This window comes from Streptococcus uberis, from assembly GCF_900475595.1.
GTDB classification, from domain to species: domain Bacteria; phylum Bacillota; class Bacilli; order Lactobacillales; family Streptococcaceae; genus Streptococcus; species Streptococcus uberis.
The window spans coordinates 435,367-455,323 of record NZ_LS483397.1 but is presented as its reverse complement, the minus strand read 5'-3'; the positions used below and the strand labels follow the sequence as shown (position 1 = coordinate 455,323).

General features: G+C 35.1%; 22 protein-coding genes. 4 read left to right on the top strand and 18 right to left on the bottom strand.

Going from position 1 to position 19,957, the window contains the following annotated elements:
• The 12 genes from scpB to DQM95_RS02520 all read right to left on the bottom strand — a co-directional run bounded on the left by scpB (window position 1) and on the right by DQM95_RS02520 (window position 8,576).
• Complete coding sequence (scpB, locus tag DQM95_RS02580) at window positions 1–555, bottom strand: SMC-Scp complex subunit ScpB (protein WP_037592443.1); 555 nt, start codon at window positions 553–555, stop codon at window positions 1–3.
• The gene (locus tag DQM95_RS02575; RefSeq protein ID WP_037592445.1) at window positions 552–1,259 is read right to left on the bottom strand and encodes a segregation/condensation protein A; all 708 of its coding nucleotides are present in this window, start codon (window positions 1,257–1,259) and stop codon (window positions 552–554) included. Before DQM95_RS02575 ends, scpB begins: the two co-directional genes overlap by 4 nt.
• A complete protein-coding gene (gene xerD / locus DQM95_RS02570; RefSeq protein ID WP_037592446.1) occupies window positions 1,259–2,002 on the bottom strand; it encodes a site-specific tyrosine recombinase XerD in 744 nt (247 codons plus the stop codon). Before xerD ends, DQM95_RS02575 begins: the two co-directional genes overlap by 1 nt.
• Window positions 1,995–2,462 (bottom strand): cyclic-di-AMP-binding protein CbpB, encoded by a 468-nt coding sequence (gene cbpB / locus DQM95_RS02565; protein WP_012657938.1) that lies wholly within the window; start codon window positions 2,460–2,462, stop codon window positions 1,995–1,997. Before cbpB ends, xerD begins: the two co-directional genes overlap by 8 nt.
• Window positions 2,459–2,983, bottom strand: a complete 525-nt coding sequence (locus tag DQM95_RS02560; RefSeq protein WP_012657937.1) for a metallophosphoesterase — start codon at window positions 2,981–2,983, stop codon at window positions 2,459–2,461. The genes cbpB and DQM95_RS02560 overlap by 4 nt, the downstream gene beginning before the upstream one ends.
• A complete protein-coding gene (locus tag DQM95_RS02555) occupies window positions 2,962–3,963 on the bottom strand; it encodes a nucleoside-triphosphate diphosphatase (RefSeq protein ID WP_111685929.1) in 1,002 nt (333 codons plus the stop codon). The genes DQM95_RS02560 and DQM95_RS02555 overlap by 22 nt, the downstream gene beginning before the upstream one ends.
• Window positions 3,960–4,754 carry a glutamate racemase gene (racE, locus tag DQM95_RS02550; RefSeq protein ID WP_037592447.1) on the bottom strand — a complete coding sequence of 265 codons (795 nt, stop codon included), beginning with the start codon at window positions 4,752–4,754 and terminating at the stop codon, window positions 3,960–3,962. The genes DQM95_RS02555 and racE overlap by 4 nt, the downstream gene beginning before the upstream one ends.
• A gap of 156 nt (window positions 4,755–4,910) precedes the next feature.
• Window positions 4,911–5,150, bottom strand: a complete 240-nt coding sequence (locus DQM95_RS02540; RefSeq protein WP_012657934.1) for a YneF family protein — start codon at window positions 5,148–5,150, stop codon at window positions 4,911–4,913.
• Window positions 5,151–5,248: 98 nt separating this feature from the next.
• Entirely contained in the window at window positions 5,249–6,487 is a 1,239-nt protein-coding gene (locus DQM95_RS02535; RefSeq protein ID WP_012657933.1) for a diaminopimelate decarboxylase, read from the bottom strand.
• Window positions 6,488–6,596: 109 nt separating this feature from the next.
• Window positions 6,597–7,286 carry a Bax inhibitor-1/YccA family protein gene (locus tag DQM95_RS02530; RefSeq protein ID WP_012657932.1) on the bottom strand — a complete coding sequence of 230 codons (690 nt, stop codon included), beginning with the start codon at window positions 7,284–7,286 and terminating at the stop codon, window positions 6,597–6,599.
• A 15-nt stretch (window positions 7,287–7,301) separates the two neighbouring features.
• Window positions 7,302–7,802 carry an HD domain-containing protein gene (locus DQM95_RS02525; protein ID WP_012657931.1) on the bottom strand — a complete coding sequence of 167 codons (501 nt, stop codon included), beginning with the start codon at window positions 7,800–7,802 and terminating at the stop codon, window positions 7,302–7,304.
• 36 nt (window positions 7,803–7,838) lie between these two features.
• Window positions 7,839–8,576: a TrmH family RNA methyltransferase gene (locus tag DQM95_RS02520; RefSeq protein ID WP_012657930.1), complete on the bottom strand. Its 738-nt coding sequence runs from the start codon at window positions 8,574–8,576 to the stop codon at window positions 7,839–7,841.
• 97 nt (window positions 8,577–8,673) lie between these two features.
• On the opposite strand from DQM95_RS02520, the gene DQM95_RS02515 reads away from it, so the two are divergent.
• Together DQM95_RS02515 and yidC are read left to right on the top strand one after the other, a co-directional pair.
• Window positions 8,674–8,952, top strand: coding sequence for an acylphosphatase (locus DQM95_RS02515; protein WP_012657929.1), 279 nt, complete (start codon window positions 8,674–8,676; stop codon window positions 8,950–8,952).
• Between the two features lie 83 nt (window positions 8,953–9,035).
• Window positions 9,036–9,959 (top strand): membrane protein insertase YidC, encoded by a 924-nt coding sequence (gene yidC / locus DQM95_RS02510; protein WP_037592448.1) that lies wholly within the window; start codon window positions 9,036–9,038, stop codon window positions 9,957–9,959.
• A gap of 82 nt (window positions 9,960–10,041) precedes the next feature.
• Here yidC and greA read toward each other — a convergent pair whose 3' ends face one another.
• The 5 genes from greA to DQM95_RS02485 form a co-directional block, all read right to left on the bottom strand.
• Window positions 10,042–10,524: a transcription elongation factor GreA gene (gene greA, locus DQM95_RS02505; protein ID WP_012657927.1), complete on the bottom strand. Its 483-nt coding sequence runs from the start codon at window positions 10,522–10,524 to the stop codon at window positions 10,042–10,044.
• Window positions 10,525–10,592: 68 nt separating this feature from the next.
• Window positions 10,593–12,359, bottom strand: a complete 1,767-nt coding sequence (gene mltG, locus DQM95_RS02500) for an endolytic transglycosylase MltG (protein WP_037592449.1) — start codon at window positions 12,357–12,359, stop codon at window positions 10,593–10,595.
• Between the two features lie 99 nt (window positions 12,360–12,458).
• Entirely contained in the window at window positions 12,459–12,962 is a 504-nt protein-coding gene (locus DQM95_RS02495; RefSeq protein WP_012657925.1) for a GNAT family N-acetyltransferase, read from the bottom strand.
• Window positions 12,963–13,006: 44 nt separating this feature from the next.
• A complete protein-coding gene (gene murC, locus DQM95_RS02490; RefSeq protein WP_012657924.1) occupies window positions 13,007–14,341 on the bottom strand; it encodes a UDP-N-acetylmuramate--L-alanine ligase in 1,335 nt (444 codons plus the stop codon).
• A gap of 36 nt (window positions 14,342–14,377) precedes the next feature.
• Window positions 14,378–14,980: a hypothetical protein gene (locus tag DQM95_RS02485; protein ID WP_037592450.1), complete on the bottom strand. Its 603-nt coding sequence runs from the start codon at window positions 14,978–14,980 to the stop codon at window positions 14,378–14,380.
• Window positions 14,981–15,182: 202 nt separating this feature from the next.
• Between DQM95_RS02485 and DQM95_RS02480 the strand changes: the two genes are divergently transcribed.
• Complete coding sequence (locus DQM95_RS02480; protein WP_037592451.1) at window positions 15,183–15,893, top strand: CPBP family glutamic-type intramembrane protease; 711 nt, start codon at window positions 15,183–15,185, stop codon at window positions 15,891–15,893.
• A gap of 227 nt (window positions 15,894–16,120) precedes the next feature.
• Complete coding sequence (locus tag DQM95_RS02475; protein WP_111673078.1) at window positions 16,121–16,708, top strand: PrsW family glutamic-type intramembrane protease; 588 nt, start codon at window positions 16,121–16,123, stop codon at window positions 16,706–16,708.
• Window positions 16,709–16,771: 63 nt separating this feature from the next.
• Here DQM95_RS02475 and DQM95_RS02470 read toward each other — a convergent pair whose 3' ends face one another.
• Window positions 16,772–19,861, bottom strand: a complete 3,090-nt coding sequence (locus DQM95_RS02470) for a DEAD/DEAH box helicase (RefSeq protein ID WP_037592453.1) — start codon at window positions 19,859–19,861, stop codon at window positions 16,772–16,774.
• Window positions 19,862–19,957: the final 96 nt, after the last annotated feature.

The following is a 19,957-nucleotide window of genomic DNA, read 5'->3' as shown; positions in this document are numbered from 1 at the left end:
TTAATCTTTATTTTGAAAAAGTGCAGTCTCTTGATTTTGAATCTCTATTGTTGAGACATCAATCAATTGATCTAGGTGGTTAATTCCCATGAAATCTAGAAAATAATCTGTAGTCACGTAGAGATTTGGCCTTCCAACTACTTCTTTTTTTCCAGATTCTTTGACTAATTCAAAGGCAATTAATTTACTTAAAGCTCCGCTTGAATTCACACCTCTAATCTCATCGATTTCAAGTCGGGTAATGGGTTGTTTGTATGCAATAATAGATAAAACTTCTAAAGTCGCTCTAGAAAGGCTTTGATTGATGGGAGCTTTGGCAAAATCTCTAAGCAATGAAGCATGTTCTTCCTTAGTAACTAATTTATAGGTTTGAGAAGTCTCTAATAAGCATATAGCAGATTGATCATCCTCTTGATATTTTTCAGCTAGTTTTTCGAGTTGCTGTTGAATAGCTGTTGGACTGACATTTATCATGGAAGCTAAACTTCTCAAGGAAAGGCCTTCTTCACCAGCCACAAATAACAAGGCCTCAATTTGTGCTAAATAAGATGTCATCTGCTCTCCTTTCTTAAAATAATGTCAGAAAAATTATCCTCTTGGAATACTGTCACTGCTTGAATCTTGATTAACTCTAAGGTTGCTAAAAACATGGTGATGACTTCATTTATGGACGTACAATCTTTAAAAACTTCCGAAAGTGTTATCTCTGTTTTAGCATTTAGAACTGTGTCTAGATGATCCATCATATCCTCAATACGAAAATCATCTCTCTCAATAACAGTATGATTGTTTTTGACTTCCTCTTGCTTAATGGCCATAATCTTTGAAAAAGCTAAGAAAAGGTCCGTAATACTTTTATCTTCATTTAGTACAGCATCCTCAAAAATGAGTTCCTGTTTTGGTTTTGAAAAAAGTAAGGCCCTCTGATCATGTTGATATCCCAATTGCTGACTGAGTTCTTTGAAGCGACTGTATTCTTCAATTTTACTAAGCAAGTCTTCTTCTGGATCAAGTTCCTCGCTACTCACTTCAGTAATAGTTGGTAAAAGTCTTCGACTTTTTATTAACATGAGTTGGCTAGCCATGACCATATATTCCCCCGCAACTTCTAATTTCATAGCCTGCAAGGTCTCAATATAGGCCAAATACTGTTCTATGACTGCAACAATTGGCACTTGATAAATATCCATTTGGTATTTTGACACAAGGTGAAGGAGCAAATCAAGGGGTCCTTCGAAATCGTTTATTTTTATATCCATTAGAGTCTATAATATTTTTCTAGTGTGATGGGACTTTTCAACCCAAGTTTTTGTGTAAGCTCCATCAGCGAAGTCCCTTTCTCTTTTTCCCTGATAATAAATTGTTCTCGTAAGGATTGGGCAGACAGCTGGTCATATCCAATTTCAAGCAAAAAAGCATTTAGTTGATTGAAAAACCACTGTCTTGAGTAGGGTTTCCCCTTATTCTCAAAAAGGTATGTCGAACCAACTTCCATTTCGCTTAAGTGTTTTAAAAAAGCTTGAGAAAAAGATAACACTTTTACAGTTGACCCATTATCCACACGAATTAACTGAAAATCCAGATCAATTTCTGAAAGGCGCAGCTTTGACAGTTCACTTGGAAGAAGACCCAATTCTAAAATAAGTAAAGCAATCAGTTGTCCACTGGGATGTTGTGTTTTTTGGTAAAAGCGCTTGTCATCAAGCTGATAAGTGAAAGGCACTTTGGTTGAAGGCAAGGACACTTTTCCTGATAGCTCAAAAAAACGATCTGTAACATTAACTTTGTATAAATAATGTAAGAATTGATTTACAGTGGAAAACTTGCGTTTTTTTGCAGAAGCACTTAAATGATTCAAACTCTTCTGATAAAGAACTAATTTCTCATCGCTTAACTTATGGTCGATGAGCGTCAAAAATTGATTCAAATCATAACGATAGGATTTTAAGGTATTCTCTGAAATAGTTTTGCTAGCCAGAAATGCTTCTATGTGTTTAATCATGCTTTTTCTCTATTGTGTAATCATTAGTGAAATCATGCAAGAGACTATTGACAGCTTTCAAAATGGACTTTCTGGTAATAATCCCAATAAAATGATTCTCATCATCAACAACTGGTAAGAAGGGATATTCCACCAATTTATGCATAATGAGGGTTAAACTGGATTTGAAGGAAATGGATTCTATTTTGGTATTTACCATTTCTCCAATGTCGGTTTGATTTAACTCCCAGTCTGTTAACTGATGTTTAGCTTGATAATTTAAAATATCTGAAATACTAATAGTACCTTTAAAAATTTTATCTTTTGAAATGACTGGTACTCTTGAAAATCCATTACTAACCAAAATTAACATGACATGATCTGAATTATGAGTATCAATAAAAATAGCTAAATCATCTGCAGGAATTAAATAACTATCTAAGTGTTGCAAAATAAAGCTTTCAAATTCTTTAGCAATCATCGCTCAAACTCCTTAGAAAGCGAAGGGTAAAGAGAATGATTAAGGTCAAAATAATCAACAGTTATGGTTTTTTCTGTCATTTCTATCTTCGCATATAATTTTTCATTGATGTCACCTCTAGGTTGCAAAACGCTACCTGGATTAACAAAAATGGTCTGCCCAATCTGCCAAGCAGCCGGACGATGTAAATGCCCATATAAACAAATATCAGCTTGGCTTTCTCTTGCAAAATAATCCAATTTATCCCAAGTAAAATTGATGTTATAGAGATGACCATGTGTCTGTGCAATCACATAGGAGTCTAATTGAACAACTAGTTTTTGAGGATATGAACTGTCATAATCACAGTTTCCGGCAACCACATGAATGCCATCCCAGATGGGATCTGTACTTCTTAATTCTGAGTCACCGTTATGAAAAATAGCATCCACTTGATCTAAATAACGGTTTTTTATAGACTCAACAACCTCACGATCACCATGAGAATCACTCATAACGATTATTGTTGTTTTCTTTGCCATTCTGGAAATACCTCCATTAGCTTCTTAAAGGCTAAACCTCTATGCGATATTTGATTTTTTTCTTCAGGTAAGAGTTCAGCAGCATGTTTTCCTGTTTCACCTACTATAAATAAGGGGTCATAACCAAAACCATTATCTCCTTTTGGTTGGAAGGCAATATAACCAGGCCAATCCGCTTCCACCACTAAACTTTCTTTTTCAGGTGCAGCTACAACCAAGGTGGAGTGAAATTGCGCAGAGCGTGCTTTCTGATCAAAAACCATTGCCAATTCATGCAGTAATTTAGCATTGTTTTTATCATCATTAGCTTCTGGTCCAGAAAAACGAGCAGACCAAACTCCAGGGAGACCACCTAAAACATCAACCTTCAATCCTGAATCATCAGCAATAACCATTTTTCCCGTAAGGTTTGAAATGGTCTCAGCTTTTAAACGAGCATTTTCTTCAAATGTTATGCCTGTTTCTTCAACTTCTGGTAAATCTGGAAAATCATTTAAATCTTGAACCTTGTAACCTAATTGGCCAAATAATTCCGCAAATTCCTTGGTCTTTCCTTTATTATGGGTTGCTATCAGTATAGTATCATCCCACATCAGTTTATTGTCGTCTTGAAAGGCATCTGCCGAGATGCCAGATTTTGGTAAAAAGATATCGTACAGTTTGTCATCTTCAACAATTAAATGTGCACCTTGGAAATGTGTGACACGTAAATGACGGTGACATTCCTGGTTTATCATATCAAGTACAAATGCTACTAACTCTACATCTGATTCTTGGTCTTTTGTCACAATGACAACATCATAACCAAAGCTTTCCCAATTGTCTTCAATATCATTGGTATTAAACTGTGATAAACGACTTGATAAGCTGTCCAAGTCCTGACTTATGCCCTGACCTAATCTTTTGATGGTATTATAACCTTGCCATTTTCCGATAAACCAGTTTTTGTCATCTTTATACTCATAGATTTTTTCACTCATAAATCCGTATGCTCCACATCAATAGATTCTTCTAGCCATGCATTGGCAATTTCTTTAAAAGTATCGGTGCCAGCAGTGGTAAAAAAAAGATTGTCTGCTTTCTTTTCTTCACGACTAGCATTAATTTGAAAATAGTTCAATAGAACTGAGATATCTCGAATGCATTCTGCTCCACTATCAATCAAGGTAACCTGTGATCCCATCACATTTTGGATAATAGGGCGAAGCAAGGGATAGTGGGTGCATCCCAGTACTAAAGTATCTACTTTTCCAACAAGAGGCTCCAAGGTCTCATAAACAATCTTTTTAGCCACACTTGATTTTGTTTCATTAGACTCAACAATAGGAACAAATTTGGGACAAGCCAAACTCAAAACCTCAATTTGTGGGGCCAACAACTGAATTTTTTGGCGGTATATATCTGATTGAATTGTCATGGGTGTCCCAATGACTCCTACTTTTCCTGAGGTCGTTGACTTAATGGCTGCGCTAGAGCCTGGTAAAATAACACCCAAAACAGGTATAGAAAGAGCATTTTTGACTTCTTCCCAAGCAACTGCTGTCGCTGTATTACAAGCAAAAACGATCATCTTTACATTTTTGGTCAGTAAGAAATTAACAAGCTCCCAGGTAAATTCCCTGATTTGATCTGCAGGTCTTGGGCCATAAGGAGCTCTAGCAGAATCTCCCACGTACACGATAGATTCATGAGGCAGTTGTCTCATCAATTCTCGAACAACTGTTAAGCCCCCTACACCAGAATCAAGAAAACCAATCGGTCTATTGTCCATTTTTTCTACTTCCTAATTGACACTAAAAAACTCAGTTGGAAAAAGCCAACTGAGTTTTTCTTTGAACTCTGAACAGTTGACAACTCTACTCGAAATAAAAAGTTATAAAACTTTCTCATCAATGACTGTTCACTTCACCAAAATCCAATTTGGTTTTTATTTCCCTTTAGCTGCAGCAGCCTTAGATTGTTTGACAATATTGCGGTAAGTCTGTTGGATTTTAGCTTCACTTGGTTTTTGACCCATTTGACTCATCATTTCACGAATGGCTTCAGGTGTTAAACGTGGGTGTTCTCCGATTTCTTTTTCGATTTGTTTACGGGCAATAAAAACCCCTCCAAATAAGCCACCAATTAATGCAAGTACAATTAATAAAATCCAAATAGCTGTAGACATATAATAAAATTTCTCCTCGTTTTTTAGTCTACCTATTATACCAAATTTCATACTAATTGACAAACAACAATATCAATCAGACTCTCTTTTTATACTCATTAAAACTCAAAACCTCTGATAGTTGAAAAGTAATCTTCTGGGGTTTCTGCACGTCTAATCATTCTAACTTGTCCCGATTCCTCAAGCAACATTTCAGCAGAACGCAAGCGCCCATTATACTGATACCCCATTGAAAAGCCGTGTGCTCCCGTATCATGAATGACTAATAAGTCTCCAGGCCTCGCTTGAGGTAATTCACGGTCCTTGGCAAACTTATCATTATTTTCACAAAGCGAGCCTACCACATCTACCAGTTCAACTTCTCCATCTGGATTAGAAATATTTGTGATGTGATGATAAGAACCATACATTGCAGGTCTTAACAAATTGACTGCTGAAGCATCTACTCCGATATAATCTTTATAGGTTTTTTTGCGATGAAGAACTCGCGTTATCAAATGGCCGTGCGGAGCCAACATAAATCGTCCCAACTCAGTGTAAATACTGATGTGACCGAGATTATTTGGTACAAGAATTTCTTCAAATGCTTTTTTTACACCTAAACCAATTTGAGCAATATCATTTTCTTTTTGGTCTGGTAAATAATTGACACCAATTCCTCCAGATAAATTGATAAAACTTAGAGAGATATCAAGTTCTTCTTTTATTTGAACCGCTAATTGAAAAAGTTGACGAGCTAGTTGGGGGTAGTAATCATTGGTAACAGTATTAGAAGCAAGGAATGAATGAATGCCGAATTCCTTAACACCTTTAGCTTTTAGTTCTTTATAACCTTGAAACAGTTGTTCTTTAGTCATCCCAAATTTAGAATCTTGAGGATGATCCATGATATCTGTTCCTAAAGCAAAAACGCCACCTGGATTATAGCGCAAAGAAATTTTTTCAGGAAGACCACTCGTCTCTTCGAGGTAAGCAATCTGTTCATAGGCATCCAAATTAATTGTCGCACCAACTTCTTGAGCATATTGGTATTCACGCGCCGGGGTATTGTTGGAAGAAAACATAATATCTTTAAATCCCAATTCGTGACTCATCATTAATTCAACTTCTGTTGCACAATCAACACCACAGTTTTCTTCTTGTAATATTTTCAAGATGGCTGGGGTTGGTGTTGCTTTTACTGCAAAATATTCCTTAAAGCCCTTGTTCCAAGAAAAAGCCTTGTTCACCTCTCGAGCTTTTTGTCTAATTCCAGCTTCATCATATAGATGAAAGGGAGTTGGGTATTGTGACGTCATATCTTCTAGTTTTTCTTTGCTGATGAACGGTTTTTTCATGCTTTGTTTTTCCAATCTTCAAAATATTAGAAATAGTATAACACAATGCTTAAATGAAAGACAAGATAAAAAGCCAGTCTTCAAAAGTGAAGACTGACTTCCGTTCTTATTAATCATTTCTTCCAAAGATACGAAGTAAGCTAATAAATAAGTTGATAAAATCAAGATAGAGACTTAATGCCATCGCTACTGCCCAACCATCACCAACTTGACCATTATTTGCCTCATAGACACGTTTAATCATTTGGTTATCAGAAGCAATCAATCCTGAAAAAATGAGGACGGATATGATACTAATAATAAAACTCATCGTACCACTACCCATAAAAATATTGATGACACTAGCCAAAATAATACCAATCAAGGCAGCCATCATTGCTTTACGCATACCTGATAAATCTTTCTTTACACGGGCACCAATAAAGGCCATTGCAAAGAAGACCGCTGCTGAAGAGACAAAAGCTTCTAATACAGTTGTTCCAGTGTAAGCTGCAATGATAAAACTTAACGTAAAACCATTTAATGCAGAATAGATTAGGAATAATGGTAATGCCATTGGCGTATTACGCTGTGCTGCAGAGCTAGCTATAAAAACTAAAATCAATTCCACAGCCGCTGCACCATAATATACAAAGGGATGTTGTGAAATAATAGAGATTAAATTTTCTCTAAATGGGAACAACATGAGATAAGAGACAAAAGCTGACAAGCCAACTCCCATTCCCACTAAACTATATATTTTAGCAAAGAAACGATTCAATCCAGCATCGGTTTCAGTATAAATAACATTATCATTCATTATTGCAATCTCCTTTTAACGATTATGACTATTGAGGGTTTTCCTTCTAAACAAACGGCGATTTGCCCAACGGTTTCGCATTGGAGTTGCAGCTTCTTTCACAGCCCAATACTTATCGACCATTGTGACAATATAACTTTCCTTATATCTAGGAAAAGCAACCGTTGCTCCCCACATATGTTTCAAAATAATATCTTCTTCTCGCTTGTTAATATCTGTCAATTTTTTAGCATTACGTAAGGCTATTCTGGGATGAACCCATGCATGACTTTTTTTAAATTTGGTAACTCGCCAGTCGTAATAGAAGAAATCATGAAGCAAGCCTCCTCGTGCCGTACTTCTTTCATCCCAACCAAAACGTTTGGCCAGTTTATAACTTGTATATGCTACATTAATTGAATGTTCAAAGCGAGTTGAATGGTGATGTTGGACAATTGACTCTAATTTTTGAAATCTGGGGTGTTCAATCAATTGTCCAACGAGTTCCATAAATTCTTGGTCTTGATTATATTCCATAGATTTCACCTCGTAGGAACATTATAACATAATCCCTTAAATCAAGCTGAAAATAAGTATGCCTGCGGCTACGGCAACGTTTAAACTTTCTGCCTGACCAGGCATGTTAATATGGACCAGTTGATTGGCAAGCGCAGCCATCTCATCACTGATACCTCGCCCTTCATTCCCCATTACTAATACAAAAGAATCATTTTGAGGCAGAGCTTTATAATCAATAGAGTCCTTAGATAGGGTTGTTGCCAAAACTGGTACTCCATTAGACTGAATGGTTTGACAAAAGCTATAAACATCTGTTCGCCAAACTGGAAGGTGAAAATGACTCCCTTGCATAGACCTTAGGGTTTTTTGATTGTAAAGATCAACTGTTTTTTCTGATAAAATGACCCCATCAAAACAGGCTGCATCTGCCGTTCGAATCATCGTTCCTAAATTTCCAGGATCTTGCACATCTTCTAGCAAAAGATACTTCCCTTTTTGGCTAAGTGGCAGCGGAGAATCCGGCATAGCAATTTCAGCTACAATGCCTTGCGGACTTGGAGATTCTGTTAATTCTTTCAGAACCTCTGGTGTCACAATATAGATAGGGCATTCACTATTTTTAAAGTTTTCAAGTTCTTCTGTTAGAAAGACTGATAAAATAGGCTGTTTTGATTTTTGTGCTTCTTCAAAGAGATGCCACCCCTCAATCAAATAGGAGTTTTTACGATGTTTTTTTTGAAGAAGCTTCTTTGTTTTTTTAATTATTGGATTGGCTTTAGAACTTATTATCATGCTTTCATTATACCATAGATTTCACTGACTCTAAGTAATGGGTACAAAGAATCTAGAGGATAGAACTATGGTATAATAGAACAAAAAGGAGGCCCCTATGAAAAAAGTACGCATAATTGTATCAGGAAAAGTGCAGGGCGTAGGCTTTCGTTATTCCACTTATGCTTTGGCCTTAGAAATTGGTAATATCTATGGTAGAGTATGGAACAATGATGATGGTACTGTAGAAATATTAGCCCAATCACAGAACTCCGATAAGATGGCTAAGTTTATTCAAGAAATTCGTAAAGGACCGTCAAAATGGGCCAAAGTAACCTATGTTGACGTTAAAATGGATAACTTCAAAGACTTTCATGACTTTAAAATGTCCAATTAAAAATCAGCCTACGGAAGTATTGTTAAATTGAAGAAAAAAAAGTAAAATAGATAAGTATATTAAAATGTAAAAGGATTATAACATTGAAAATTAAATTAAATCGTATTCTCTTTTCGGGTCTAGCACTCTCTATTCTGTTTACCTTAACAGGGTGTGTTGGCCGTGATGCGCATGGCAATCCAAAAGGGATTATTTGGGACTTACTTGGCAAACCAATGTCTTATTTTATCAACTATTTTGCTAATAATGTTGGTCTAGGTTTTGGACTTGCGATTATTATTGTAACCATTATTGTGCGAACATTGATTTTACCGCTTGGCTTATACCAATCTTGGAAAGCAAGTTACCAATCTGAAAAAATGGCATTTTTAAAACCTATCTTTGATCCCATTAATCAAAAGATGAAAAATGCTACAACTCAAGAAGAAAAGTTAGCCGCTCAAACAGAATTAATGGCTGCACAGCGTGAAAATGGTATCAATATGCTAGGTGGTATGGGATGTCTTCCTTTATTGATTCAAATGCCTTTCTTCTCTGCCATGTACTTTGCCGCTCTACACACTAAAGGTATTTCTACAAGTACTTTCATGGGAATTGATTTAGGAAGTCGCAGCCTTGTTTTAACTGGAATTATTGCAGTTCTCTACTATTTCCAATCATGGTTGTCTATGCAAGCTGTAGCAGAAGAACAACGTGCGCAAATGAAAACCATGATGTATACCATGCCAATTATGATGATTTTTATGACGCTAAGTTTACCTGCGGGCGTAGGACTATATTGGTTGGTCGGTGGTTTCTTCAGTATTATTCAACAATTAATTACAACCTATGTTTTAAAACCAAAACTTCGTCAACAAATTGAAGAAGAATTTAAAAACAATCCACCAAAAGCATCTAAAGCAGGATCAACTCGAAAAGATGTTACACCTTCAAAGAATCAAGCTATTTCTACAAAAGCGAATACGAATCGAAAAAATCGTAACGCCGGAAAACAAAAAAATCGCTAGGTTATGCCTATGATAAAGACCTCCCAAAATATTTTGGGAGGTCTTTTTGACAATAAAAAAGCGCTGTTTGCCAGCAACCTCTTTATTTTGTTTTTTCAACACTAATGATTTCTACTTGATAAGTAGTAGCCGGTGAAACAATATCAGCGATATCTCCTTTTTTCTTGCCGATTAAGGCTTGAGCAATAGGGCTTTCGTTTGAAATTTTTCCTGAAAAGATATCTGCACCAGCAGAACCAACAATGTGATAGGTATCCTTATCAGTTGTTCCAACTTCTTGTACAACTACTGTTTTCCCAATTGCAACTTCATCTTTTGCAACGGCATCACTATCAATAATTTCAGCAAAGCGAATTTGAGTCTCTAATGTCGAAATTTGACCTTCAACGAATGCTTGCTCATCTTTTGCTGCATCATATTCTGAGTTCTCAGATAAATCTCCATATGATCGAGCAATCTTAATACGTTCTACCACTTCAGGGCGACGGACTAATTTTAATTCCTCTAATTCTTTTTCCAATTGTTCTTTTTCAGCTTTTGTCATTGGGTAGGTTTTTTCAGCCATTTTTGTTCTCTCTTTTCTCTTATTTGATTTCAGAAATACAAACATGATGCAGTTGCACCATGTTTGTTTTACTGAATTTGACTATTGACATATTTTTCAACATTCTTTGAATGTTCCTCGTAAGTCTTGGCATAGAAGACTTCTCCAGTTTTTACATTTGCTACAAAGTATAAATAGTCAGTATTAGTAGGTTTAATGGTAGCATCAATTGCTGACAGCCCTGGACTAGCAACTGGACCAGGCATTAAACCAGTATTAGTATAGATATTATAGGGGGATTTAATTGTGGTGTCAATAGAAGCGTCTTCTGCAAGTGTTGTCTTATCTCCAAGCTTATTCATTGCATACAAGATAGCAATATTAGATTGAAGAGCCATACCATTGTTCAAACGATTGTAAAAGACACTCGCAATATCTCGTCGATCGCCATCTGTTGAACCTTCTTTTTCCACTAATGAAGCTAAGGTCAAAACGTCATTGACAGTTTTTCCACTAGTTGCAATTGATTCATAGTAAGGTGACAAGGTTGCATCAGTCGTCGCCAACATCTCATCAATTAAATCTTTCATCCTTGTTTCCTTATAATAGTTATAAGTCGCCGGGAAAAGATAGCCTTCTAATTGATAAATTGCTTCTGATTTTGAAGGTATGCTTGATAAGAGACGAGGGTATTTTTTAACCATCTCTTTAATAAAAGCTTCATCTTGAACCGTATCTAAGAATTCTTTTGCACTAAATGGGGTCTTATCTTTAGTTGTTTTCGTATTAACATTGTTTGAGATAGCAACACTCATTTGCTTTATTGTTGATCCCTCAGTAATTAATATCTTACCTAGTGCTGGTTTGGTCGGTTTATCCGTCCCACCTTTTTGTAATGTTTTAGCAATATCCTCTAAAGACATGCTCTTTTGGAAGTTATAGTAACCACTTTGGAAGTTACCATAATTCTTAAATTTTGTGAAAAAATTAAAAACGGTACCACTTTTAATGAGGCCTTTTTCTTCTAAGAGTTGACCAATTAATTTATTCCCAGATCCCATTGGAACTTCAACTTGAACATATTTATCATCTTTTTTATCTACTGGATTAACAGCATTATAAACAAAAAGAGTTGCCAAGAGACCACCAAGAATAATCAAAATGAGAATAGATGATATCAGCATCATCGAAATCTTTTTTGCCACTCGGTCTGCTCTATGACGTTTTGAAGATTGTGCTCTCAGCAAAGGATTTTCTGAACCCTGATTCTCTTTATTAGTCACTCTGTCATGATCAACATCACCTTCAGATTGATTAGAGTCATTTTGTTCCATTTCTTCACCATGCTGAACCTCTTCCAGATTTCCCAACTGGGATTGGTCCAAGATTGTTATGGGTGTGAAGGGAATCGTTTCAGAAAAATCTTTTTCTTCAAGAGAGTCACCTCTCCTATTTTTGTCAATAGGATTAGAATAAGTATCAGAGATCGTCTTGTCCTTTGCATTACTGGCATCTGAAGTATCACTTGTTGGAATATCTGACTCAGGTTGCTTATCTTTATCAACCTCTTCTGATCTTGTCTCATTCACAAGCTTTTCCTGATTATCATCATATACTTGCGCTTGACGTGATTTCAAATCCTCTTCTTGATATTCTCTATACAACTCAAGTGTACGCTTAGCTGCCTCTTGAGCTTCTTTTTCTTTGATACGAAGTTCTTCTTCTTCTAATCCTTGCTTTAATAGTTCTTCTTTTTCTTTTCGAATTTGATTAGCTTTTTCTAACTCAGCTAAAATGTGCTCTTTAAAGCTCATCGTTTTTTGAGTTTTCTGCCCATCGTCCTTTACATCGGTCAAAGCAACTCCTCCTAAACATAATCAATCGCAATTATAACCCAAATACCTTCTAAAAGCAATTAATTCTTATATTTGTTACTCATTTTTAATAAAGCTTTCTCATTCAGATGACAAGAGCTGAGGGTTTTTCCAAACCATGTCATACCAGACGCTACCACCATGTTCTGATTCAGACAAACCATAATTCTCAAATCCATTCATTTCATAGTATGCAATGAGATAATCATGACAAGTCAAAACGATTCCTTGACGCTCTTGTAAAATGACTAAATCTTTTAAAGCTGCTATTAAGGCTGTTCCGATACCTTGCTTTTGGTAAGCTTGATCAATAGACAAGCTAGTCACAGCAACAAAACCACCTGTTTCAGGGTTTTGACAAGCACCATGAAAAAGGGAATCCACTAATTTCGGCTCTTTAACAACAGGTCCCTCAATGTAACCAACTACTCTTTGATCTAGTTCCGCAACTAGAAATGTGTCTGGAATGACACGTGTTCTTTCTTCAATAACTGTAGCAGTCGCAGCTTCAGATTCAGAAAAATTGCTACTTTCAATAGCAAAAACAGTCCGCCAGTCTTCTTCTCTGACATGTCTAATTTGCATCGTTATTCCTCTTTACTAGAAAACCTGCCATTGGCAGGATTTCTTTATTGATTGTTATGTGTTAAATTAGCTAAGAGTTCTTCAAATGAGCGTTCATACAATTGAATATCTCCAGCTCCCATAAAGACATAAACAGCATTATCATGATCTAAGAGAGGTGAAACATTTTCAACAGTTACCACTTTAGATGGTTTGATGATTTTAGCCGCTAAATCTTCGACTTTTACCTCACCTTTATCAACTTCACGCGCAGAGCCATAGATTTGAGCTAGATAGACACTGTCAGCTTCATTCAAGGCTTGGGCAAAATCATCCAGCAAAGCGATTGTCCGCGTAAACGTATGTGGTTGGAAAATGGCCACAATTTCTTTACTTGGGTATTTTTGTCTTGCTGCGTCTATCGTCGCAACAATTTCTGTTGGATGATGGGCAAAGTCATCAATAATAATGGTTTCATTAATTATTTTTTCTGTAAAACGACGTTTAACTCCTGAAAAGGTTAACATGTGTTTGGCAACTAAATCCATGTCAATGCCAGCGATATAAAGATTGGCAATTACAGCTGTCGCATTTAAAATGTTATGTTTACCATAGGCAGGAACGTGGAATGATCCAATAACATTATCCTTATGTTTGACTTTGAAATCTGAACCATTGGTTGTTCTTGTAATATCGTAGGCTACAAAATCATTATAGTCTTCAAATCCATAATAATAGATAGGAGCGTTTGCACTTATTTTCTTAAGTTCCTCATCTTCACCATAAACAAATAAAGCTTTCTTGACTTGTTTTGCATAATCGTTAAAGGCAGAGAATACATCATCAATCCCAGTAAAATAATCTGGATGGTCAAAATCAATATTTGTAATGATAGAATACTCTGGGTGATATGGCATAAAATGTCTTTCATACTCATCAGATTCAAAAACAAAATATTGTGCATTTGCTGATCCACGGCCAGTACCATCACCAATTAGAAATGAAGTATCTGTAATATTTTTTAAGACATGAGAAAGCAGACCTGTTGTTGACGTCTTCCCGTGTGCTCCAGCAACTCCAAAACTGATAAATTGTTTCATGAAATCCCCTAAGAATTCATGGTATCTTTTGAATGGAATGTGATTATCAATAGCATATGCAAGCTCTTCATTATTGTCTTTTCGGAAAGCATTTCCTGCAATTAATTCCATTTCCTCCGATATATTATCCTTGTTAAATGGTTTAATCTCAATCCCTGCTTTTTCAAGTCCACGTTGCGTAAAATAGTATTTTTCAACATCACTTCCCTGAACTTTATGGCCCATTTGGTGTAACATCAGTGCCAAAGCACTCATTCCTGACCCTTTAATCCCAATAAAATGATAGGTTTTTGACGACATTCTAACTCCTTGTAAATTTAGTACCAAAAACTTGTTTTAATTAACGCCATCTAATCGGGTCAAATTCAGTTCTTGTGCTATACTTTTTTCTCTTTGTATTCTGGTTTCTTGACTATTATATATTTGACTTCGTTTCAAAAAATCATAATTATTTTTAGCTTGTTTCTTATCAGCAGCAGTATTTGGTTCTGGCTGTTGCTTTGGAAGCTCTGCCAAGATATAAGAATCTTGACCTAATTTTTGTGTTAATCGGCTCCATTTATTTTCAGGACGAAGTCTTGTCCTCTGTTCAGCTGGATTCTCCACTTTTGACTTTTGAAATGATTGCTTAGGATTATAAGATAGCTCTTTAGATAAATAAGCTTGGCGTTTTTCTTTTAAATCTTGACGTGCTTTTTTTCTTGCTTCTTCAGCGTAGCTTCGCCCTGCATCAATAACAGCTTGACGACCATTATTAAATGAGTCCGCTTGTAGTTGTGATGTTGGTTGATAGTCTCTAGTCACATCATTATAGTCTTTGTCTTGATAAAAGCCGTGAATATTTGAAATAAGATCTTCATTTTCATAAAGATTCATTTGACGTCCACTTTCAATCACTGGCATATCATCAGCAACAAGTGGAAATTGATTTTTCACCATAATTGATCCAACCTTCCTATAGCATTCCCTATTATAAACTAAATACTATTATTTTTCAAAATATTCCCTTAAAAATTGGCATCTGAAAAGGTTTTTAGAATATTTATGATAAAATTCGTTATTTTTGTAATTTTTAATTAACTTTAGTTTAAGTTTATTAGATTATTATATCTCTAAAAATAAATATTTGGAGGCATAACTTTTGCAAAAACTAAAATACTTACAAATAGTAGATGTCATTATTTTAACTATTATTTTATTCGGACAAGCAATTTATTCATCTACTTTATCCTTTTTAAATACTAAAGGTTTAGGTGATTCAACTTTAACTTATACTAGCAGTCTTCAAAATTTTCAAATGATTATTTTTCAAGGAATTTTAATTCTAATTGCTCTCACTTATCTTTACTTTAGAAGATTTGATTTTAGACAGTGGCAGTGTCAGTTTTCTCTACAATCAACTGCAATAGCTTTATTCCTATTTCTGACTTTAGCTATAATGATGGACCTCTTATTTTTTATTCTGGATGAAAATTTCCGAAATGCCCTTTTTTATTATCCCTGGAATTTCTCTGAGGGGGTTAAGCACATTATTCTCCAATTTAAAAACTTTCCTTTAATACTTTATGCTGTATTAAATGGTGTTTATGAAGAATTATTTTTTATTGGTATCTGTAATTATATTATCCCAAAGGCAAAAAAGCTCATTTTTGTTCTTTCGTTAATCATCAGAATCTCTTTTCATACCTACCAAGGGCTCTTATCAGCAATTGGAATTGGTCTTTTTCTCGGAATAACCTACTTTTGGTTTTATAATAATAAATCCAAAAATCTCTATCCTATATTTCTATCACATACAATCGCTGATATATTAGGTTTAAGCATAGTTCGTTATTTTATAATAGCTGTTTAATCGGAGGATTTATGAAAAACAAATGTATTTTTTTCACACTTGTGATTCTCTCAACCTATAGGATTTTTCAAGAATTGCTAATATTGCTACAGCTCAACTTAGATAAAGGAGGGCTTCAAACTTTATTTACAGCAATTGGAATATTACTCATTTCTTATATTCTGCCTCTCTCTTTCATGAGCATTCTATTTCTTTACAAGAAAAAGATTTCTCTAATTTGGTTTTTTATGTCACTATTCTTTGGTATTTTTGTCATTGGACAAATTTCTGGTTGGATTAATATCAATGTCACTAATCTTTTAAATCAGCTTTTCCCACATTCAGATTTCATCAAGAACTGGACACCAAGTATTTCGCCACCATTATTTGAAGAAGTCCTAAAATTCTTACTTGCAATCATTATCATACTTCTTGCAAAAATTCATAATATTTGGCATTGTCTAATTATTGGACTAGCTGTTGGACTCGGTTTTCAAATCTCCGAAGATTATACCTATTTGATTGCAGCAATAGTTGACAAACAATCTCCAATAACTGAAGCATTTTCCAGAGTTGAATTCGGACTTGCTACTCATTGGTTGATGACCAGTTTGATGATTGGAAGTTACTTTTTGAAACAGCAGTCCAAAGCTCAAAAATGGGCTATTAATCTTTTTATCCTTTGTCCTATCTTCCTTCATATTGCATGGAACAGTCCATATACTGATCATAGTATTTTAGTTAAAATGGTGCTATTTATGTTTTCTTGGATAATATACATTACCTTACTATTTAAAATCCATCAGGCTAATCCCATTTTTTCCAGAGTAAAATAGACTCTTTTTTAAAAAAAGAATAACATCTTAGAGTAAATGCTAAGATGTTATTCTTTACTATATTTACGAGATTCCCAATATCTCTTTTATATCCTCAACAGTTAAGTGAGCTCTACTTTCATCACCATCTAAAACAGTTGTGACTAAGTTACGTTTTGTTTCTTGTAAGGCAAGGATCTTTTCTTCAATAGTTCCTCGCGTAATGAGACGATAGACTTCGACATTGTCATCTTGCCCAATGCGATGAGCACGGCTGATGGCCTGCATTTCTACAGCTGGATTCCACCATAAATCAATCAGAACAACAGTATCCGCCCCCGTTAAATTTAGTCCAACACCTCCAGCTTTTAGAGAAATCAAAAAAGCATCTTTCGAGCCATTATTGAAAGCTCTTGTCATTTCCTGTCTTTCATTTGCAGGAGTTGAACCCGTTATTTTGTAGGAATTCAATCCCATCTCTTCTAATTCCTTTTCAGCAATTTCTAGCATGCCTTTAAATTGTGAAAATATCAATGCTCTATGACCATTTTCTTTAACTTGTAGTAATAGTGTCCTTAAGCTTTCTAATTTGCCAGAATCACCATCATATTCCGTAAAAAGACTAGGGGTATCACAAATTTGACGTAAACGTGTTATCCCTGATAATATTTCAATTTTTTGTCTATTAATATCAGCATCTGAGGCATTTTTAATGCGATCTTGCATGTGACGCAATTGTGCCAAATAAATCGCCTTTTGATCATCAGACATTTCATTGGTATAAGTGATTTCAATTAAATCAGGTAATTCCGGTAAAACATCTTCTTTTTTCCGACGTAAAACAAATGGACGAACCCGTTTTGACACTTCTTTTGCCTTCATTTTTTGAAAGTCTTTTTTTGAAGGTAAAAGACCTGGTAATACAATTTGGAAAATGGACCAAATTTCTAATAATTTATTTTCAATTGGCGTCCCAGAAAGTGCAAAACAATTTTTAACATTAAAATGTCTTAAACTTTGGGCAATTTTAGTTTGTGCATTTTTAATTACCTGAGCTTCATCTAAAATCAAATAGTCAAAAGTATCATCTTGATAACGGTCGAAATCTTGCCTAAAAGAGGCATAACTGGTTATCGTAATTTGATGATTTTCAGAAATAACTTGATCACGATATTGCTTTAAGCCATAAGCCACTGCAACGTCTGATTGTGGTAAAAATTTTTCAAATTCATCCAACCAATTATACAAAAGACTGGACGGCGTCAAAATAAGGACTTTTGTTTCCGAAGTCATTTTCGTTGCCAAAAAAGTAATGGTCTGCAACGTTTTACCTAATCCCATATCATCTGCTAGGATACCTCCAAAACCATATTTATCCAACGTTGACATCCATTTAATACCATGAATTTGGTAATCCCTAAGGGTAGCATTAACTGACAGCTTTGGTAGGTCAAAATTCTCTGGATGGGTCAAATCCATCACAAGTTCCGCAATTTCTTGGGTCAATTGAACATTTTCCATGCCATTAAACATTTGCGTCACCTGGAGAGCAGCAATACCATCTACTTGTATATGGCCATTTGATCCTTGTTTGGCCCGCAATTCTTGCAACGATTTACTAATTTTTTGAGTATTATCATCAAAGATAACTAATTGACCTTTTTCACTAACGAAATACGGTTTATTGGATAAAAGTGCCCTCATCGCTTGATCAATATCACTTTCAAATACACTTGAAAAATCAAAAGAAATATCTAAAAGGCTCCCCATTTTATCAACTATTATCTGAGGGGATTGGGTAAATCTTAAAGCTTCCAATTGTTCTGTTATTGTGACCTTACCCAAGGTTTCAAAATGAGGCAATGTTTGCATGAAAAAATCAAAAAGATCATGGGCATCATGAAACTCATAGCGGGAAATAAAATGACCTCTAAAACCAAACTGTTTCAAGGAACGATAAATTTTCTCTTCTTTTTTGTAGTTGCTAGCAAATGGCAACTGATCCAAATCTGCTTTACCCCTAACTTGGATAGTTCCAAAATCAAAGATTAACTGCAACTGTATCGTTTTTGCATCTTCTAAGGAAAACTGAAAGGTGACATCAAAATCTCTAATATCAAAACTTTTTGGTGCCGTAACAGTCCCTAACTCCTTAAAATCAAGTAAACTTGCTGCCAACTTTGCCTGATCATCTAAGTCAAAATGGACATGTTTTGTCAAATCGGCTTGAATCGGTAAACTCCTAATCGCGGCTACCATTTTCCGTTGTTTTAAATCAAGGTGATAAAAGGTATCCTGAAATAAGATATATTCATTATCAAACAAAAATTGCATCGCTTTTTCTTTAATCTGCAATTCAATGGATTTTCGATGAACTTCTACATGGAAACAAAATAAATCGAATTGATTATCTAAAGGTCTTACCCAAACGTGTGAGTAAGTTTTTTGTGGCCCTTCAAATGAAAAATCTTCTAAGTCTGTTAGCAAGCGGATGCCTTCTTCAAAAAAACCGCAGGGCAAATAAAGATTTCTTGCATGATTGGGGAATAAGAGACTATTTTCAGTTTTTTCAAAATTTGGTGCAAGACGCCATAAAAATTGGATGAGTTCCTGACTTACTATATCAAATTGAATTAATGACAGAGGTTCATAGTAATTTTTTCCAATCTGATAATAGCCCTCTTTCTCCACAATTGATAAAAAGCCTCTAATATCACGGATTACATAAGTTCTTTGATCAGGTAGACGCTTGATTTTTAAACTCCACCAAAAATCTGATGAAAAGGGGCTCCTACTACCAACTGCTGAAAGTTTATAGGAAATTGTATCATCCTCATTCATCTTTAAAGAGTCTAGAAATAAACTTCCAAAGGATGTCATTTTGTCTACTTCATCTTTTTCTTTATTTTGGTCAGTTAACCGTGTCAATAGGGTTTTACCTTCTTGACTATTTTTCATAAAATGTTCTAATGCCGCAATATGTTGACAATATTTTTTAGTTTCAAAAAAAGAACACTGACATGAAATCATACTGTCCTCAATACCATAGCTGACTTGGTAAGAATCAACTTGGGCACTAATCAAACCCTTTTTTTCATGATTAATGGAGACAAGACCTTTATCAAAAAGGTCAATTCCTTGATTTCTGATACGTCCTGGAATTAATCTAGCCATACTTCTCCTACCTTTTCCTTATCCCTCAATTATAACAAATTTAGAAGAGGAATACTCTAAAAAATCTTATTTTTACAAAAGGTTTACATCAAAAAA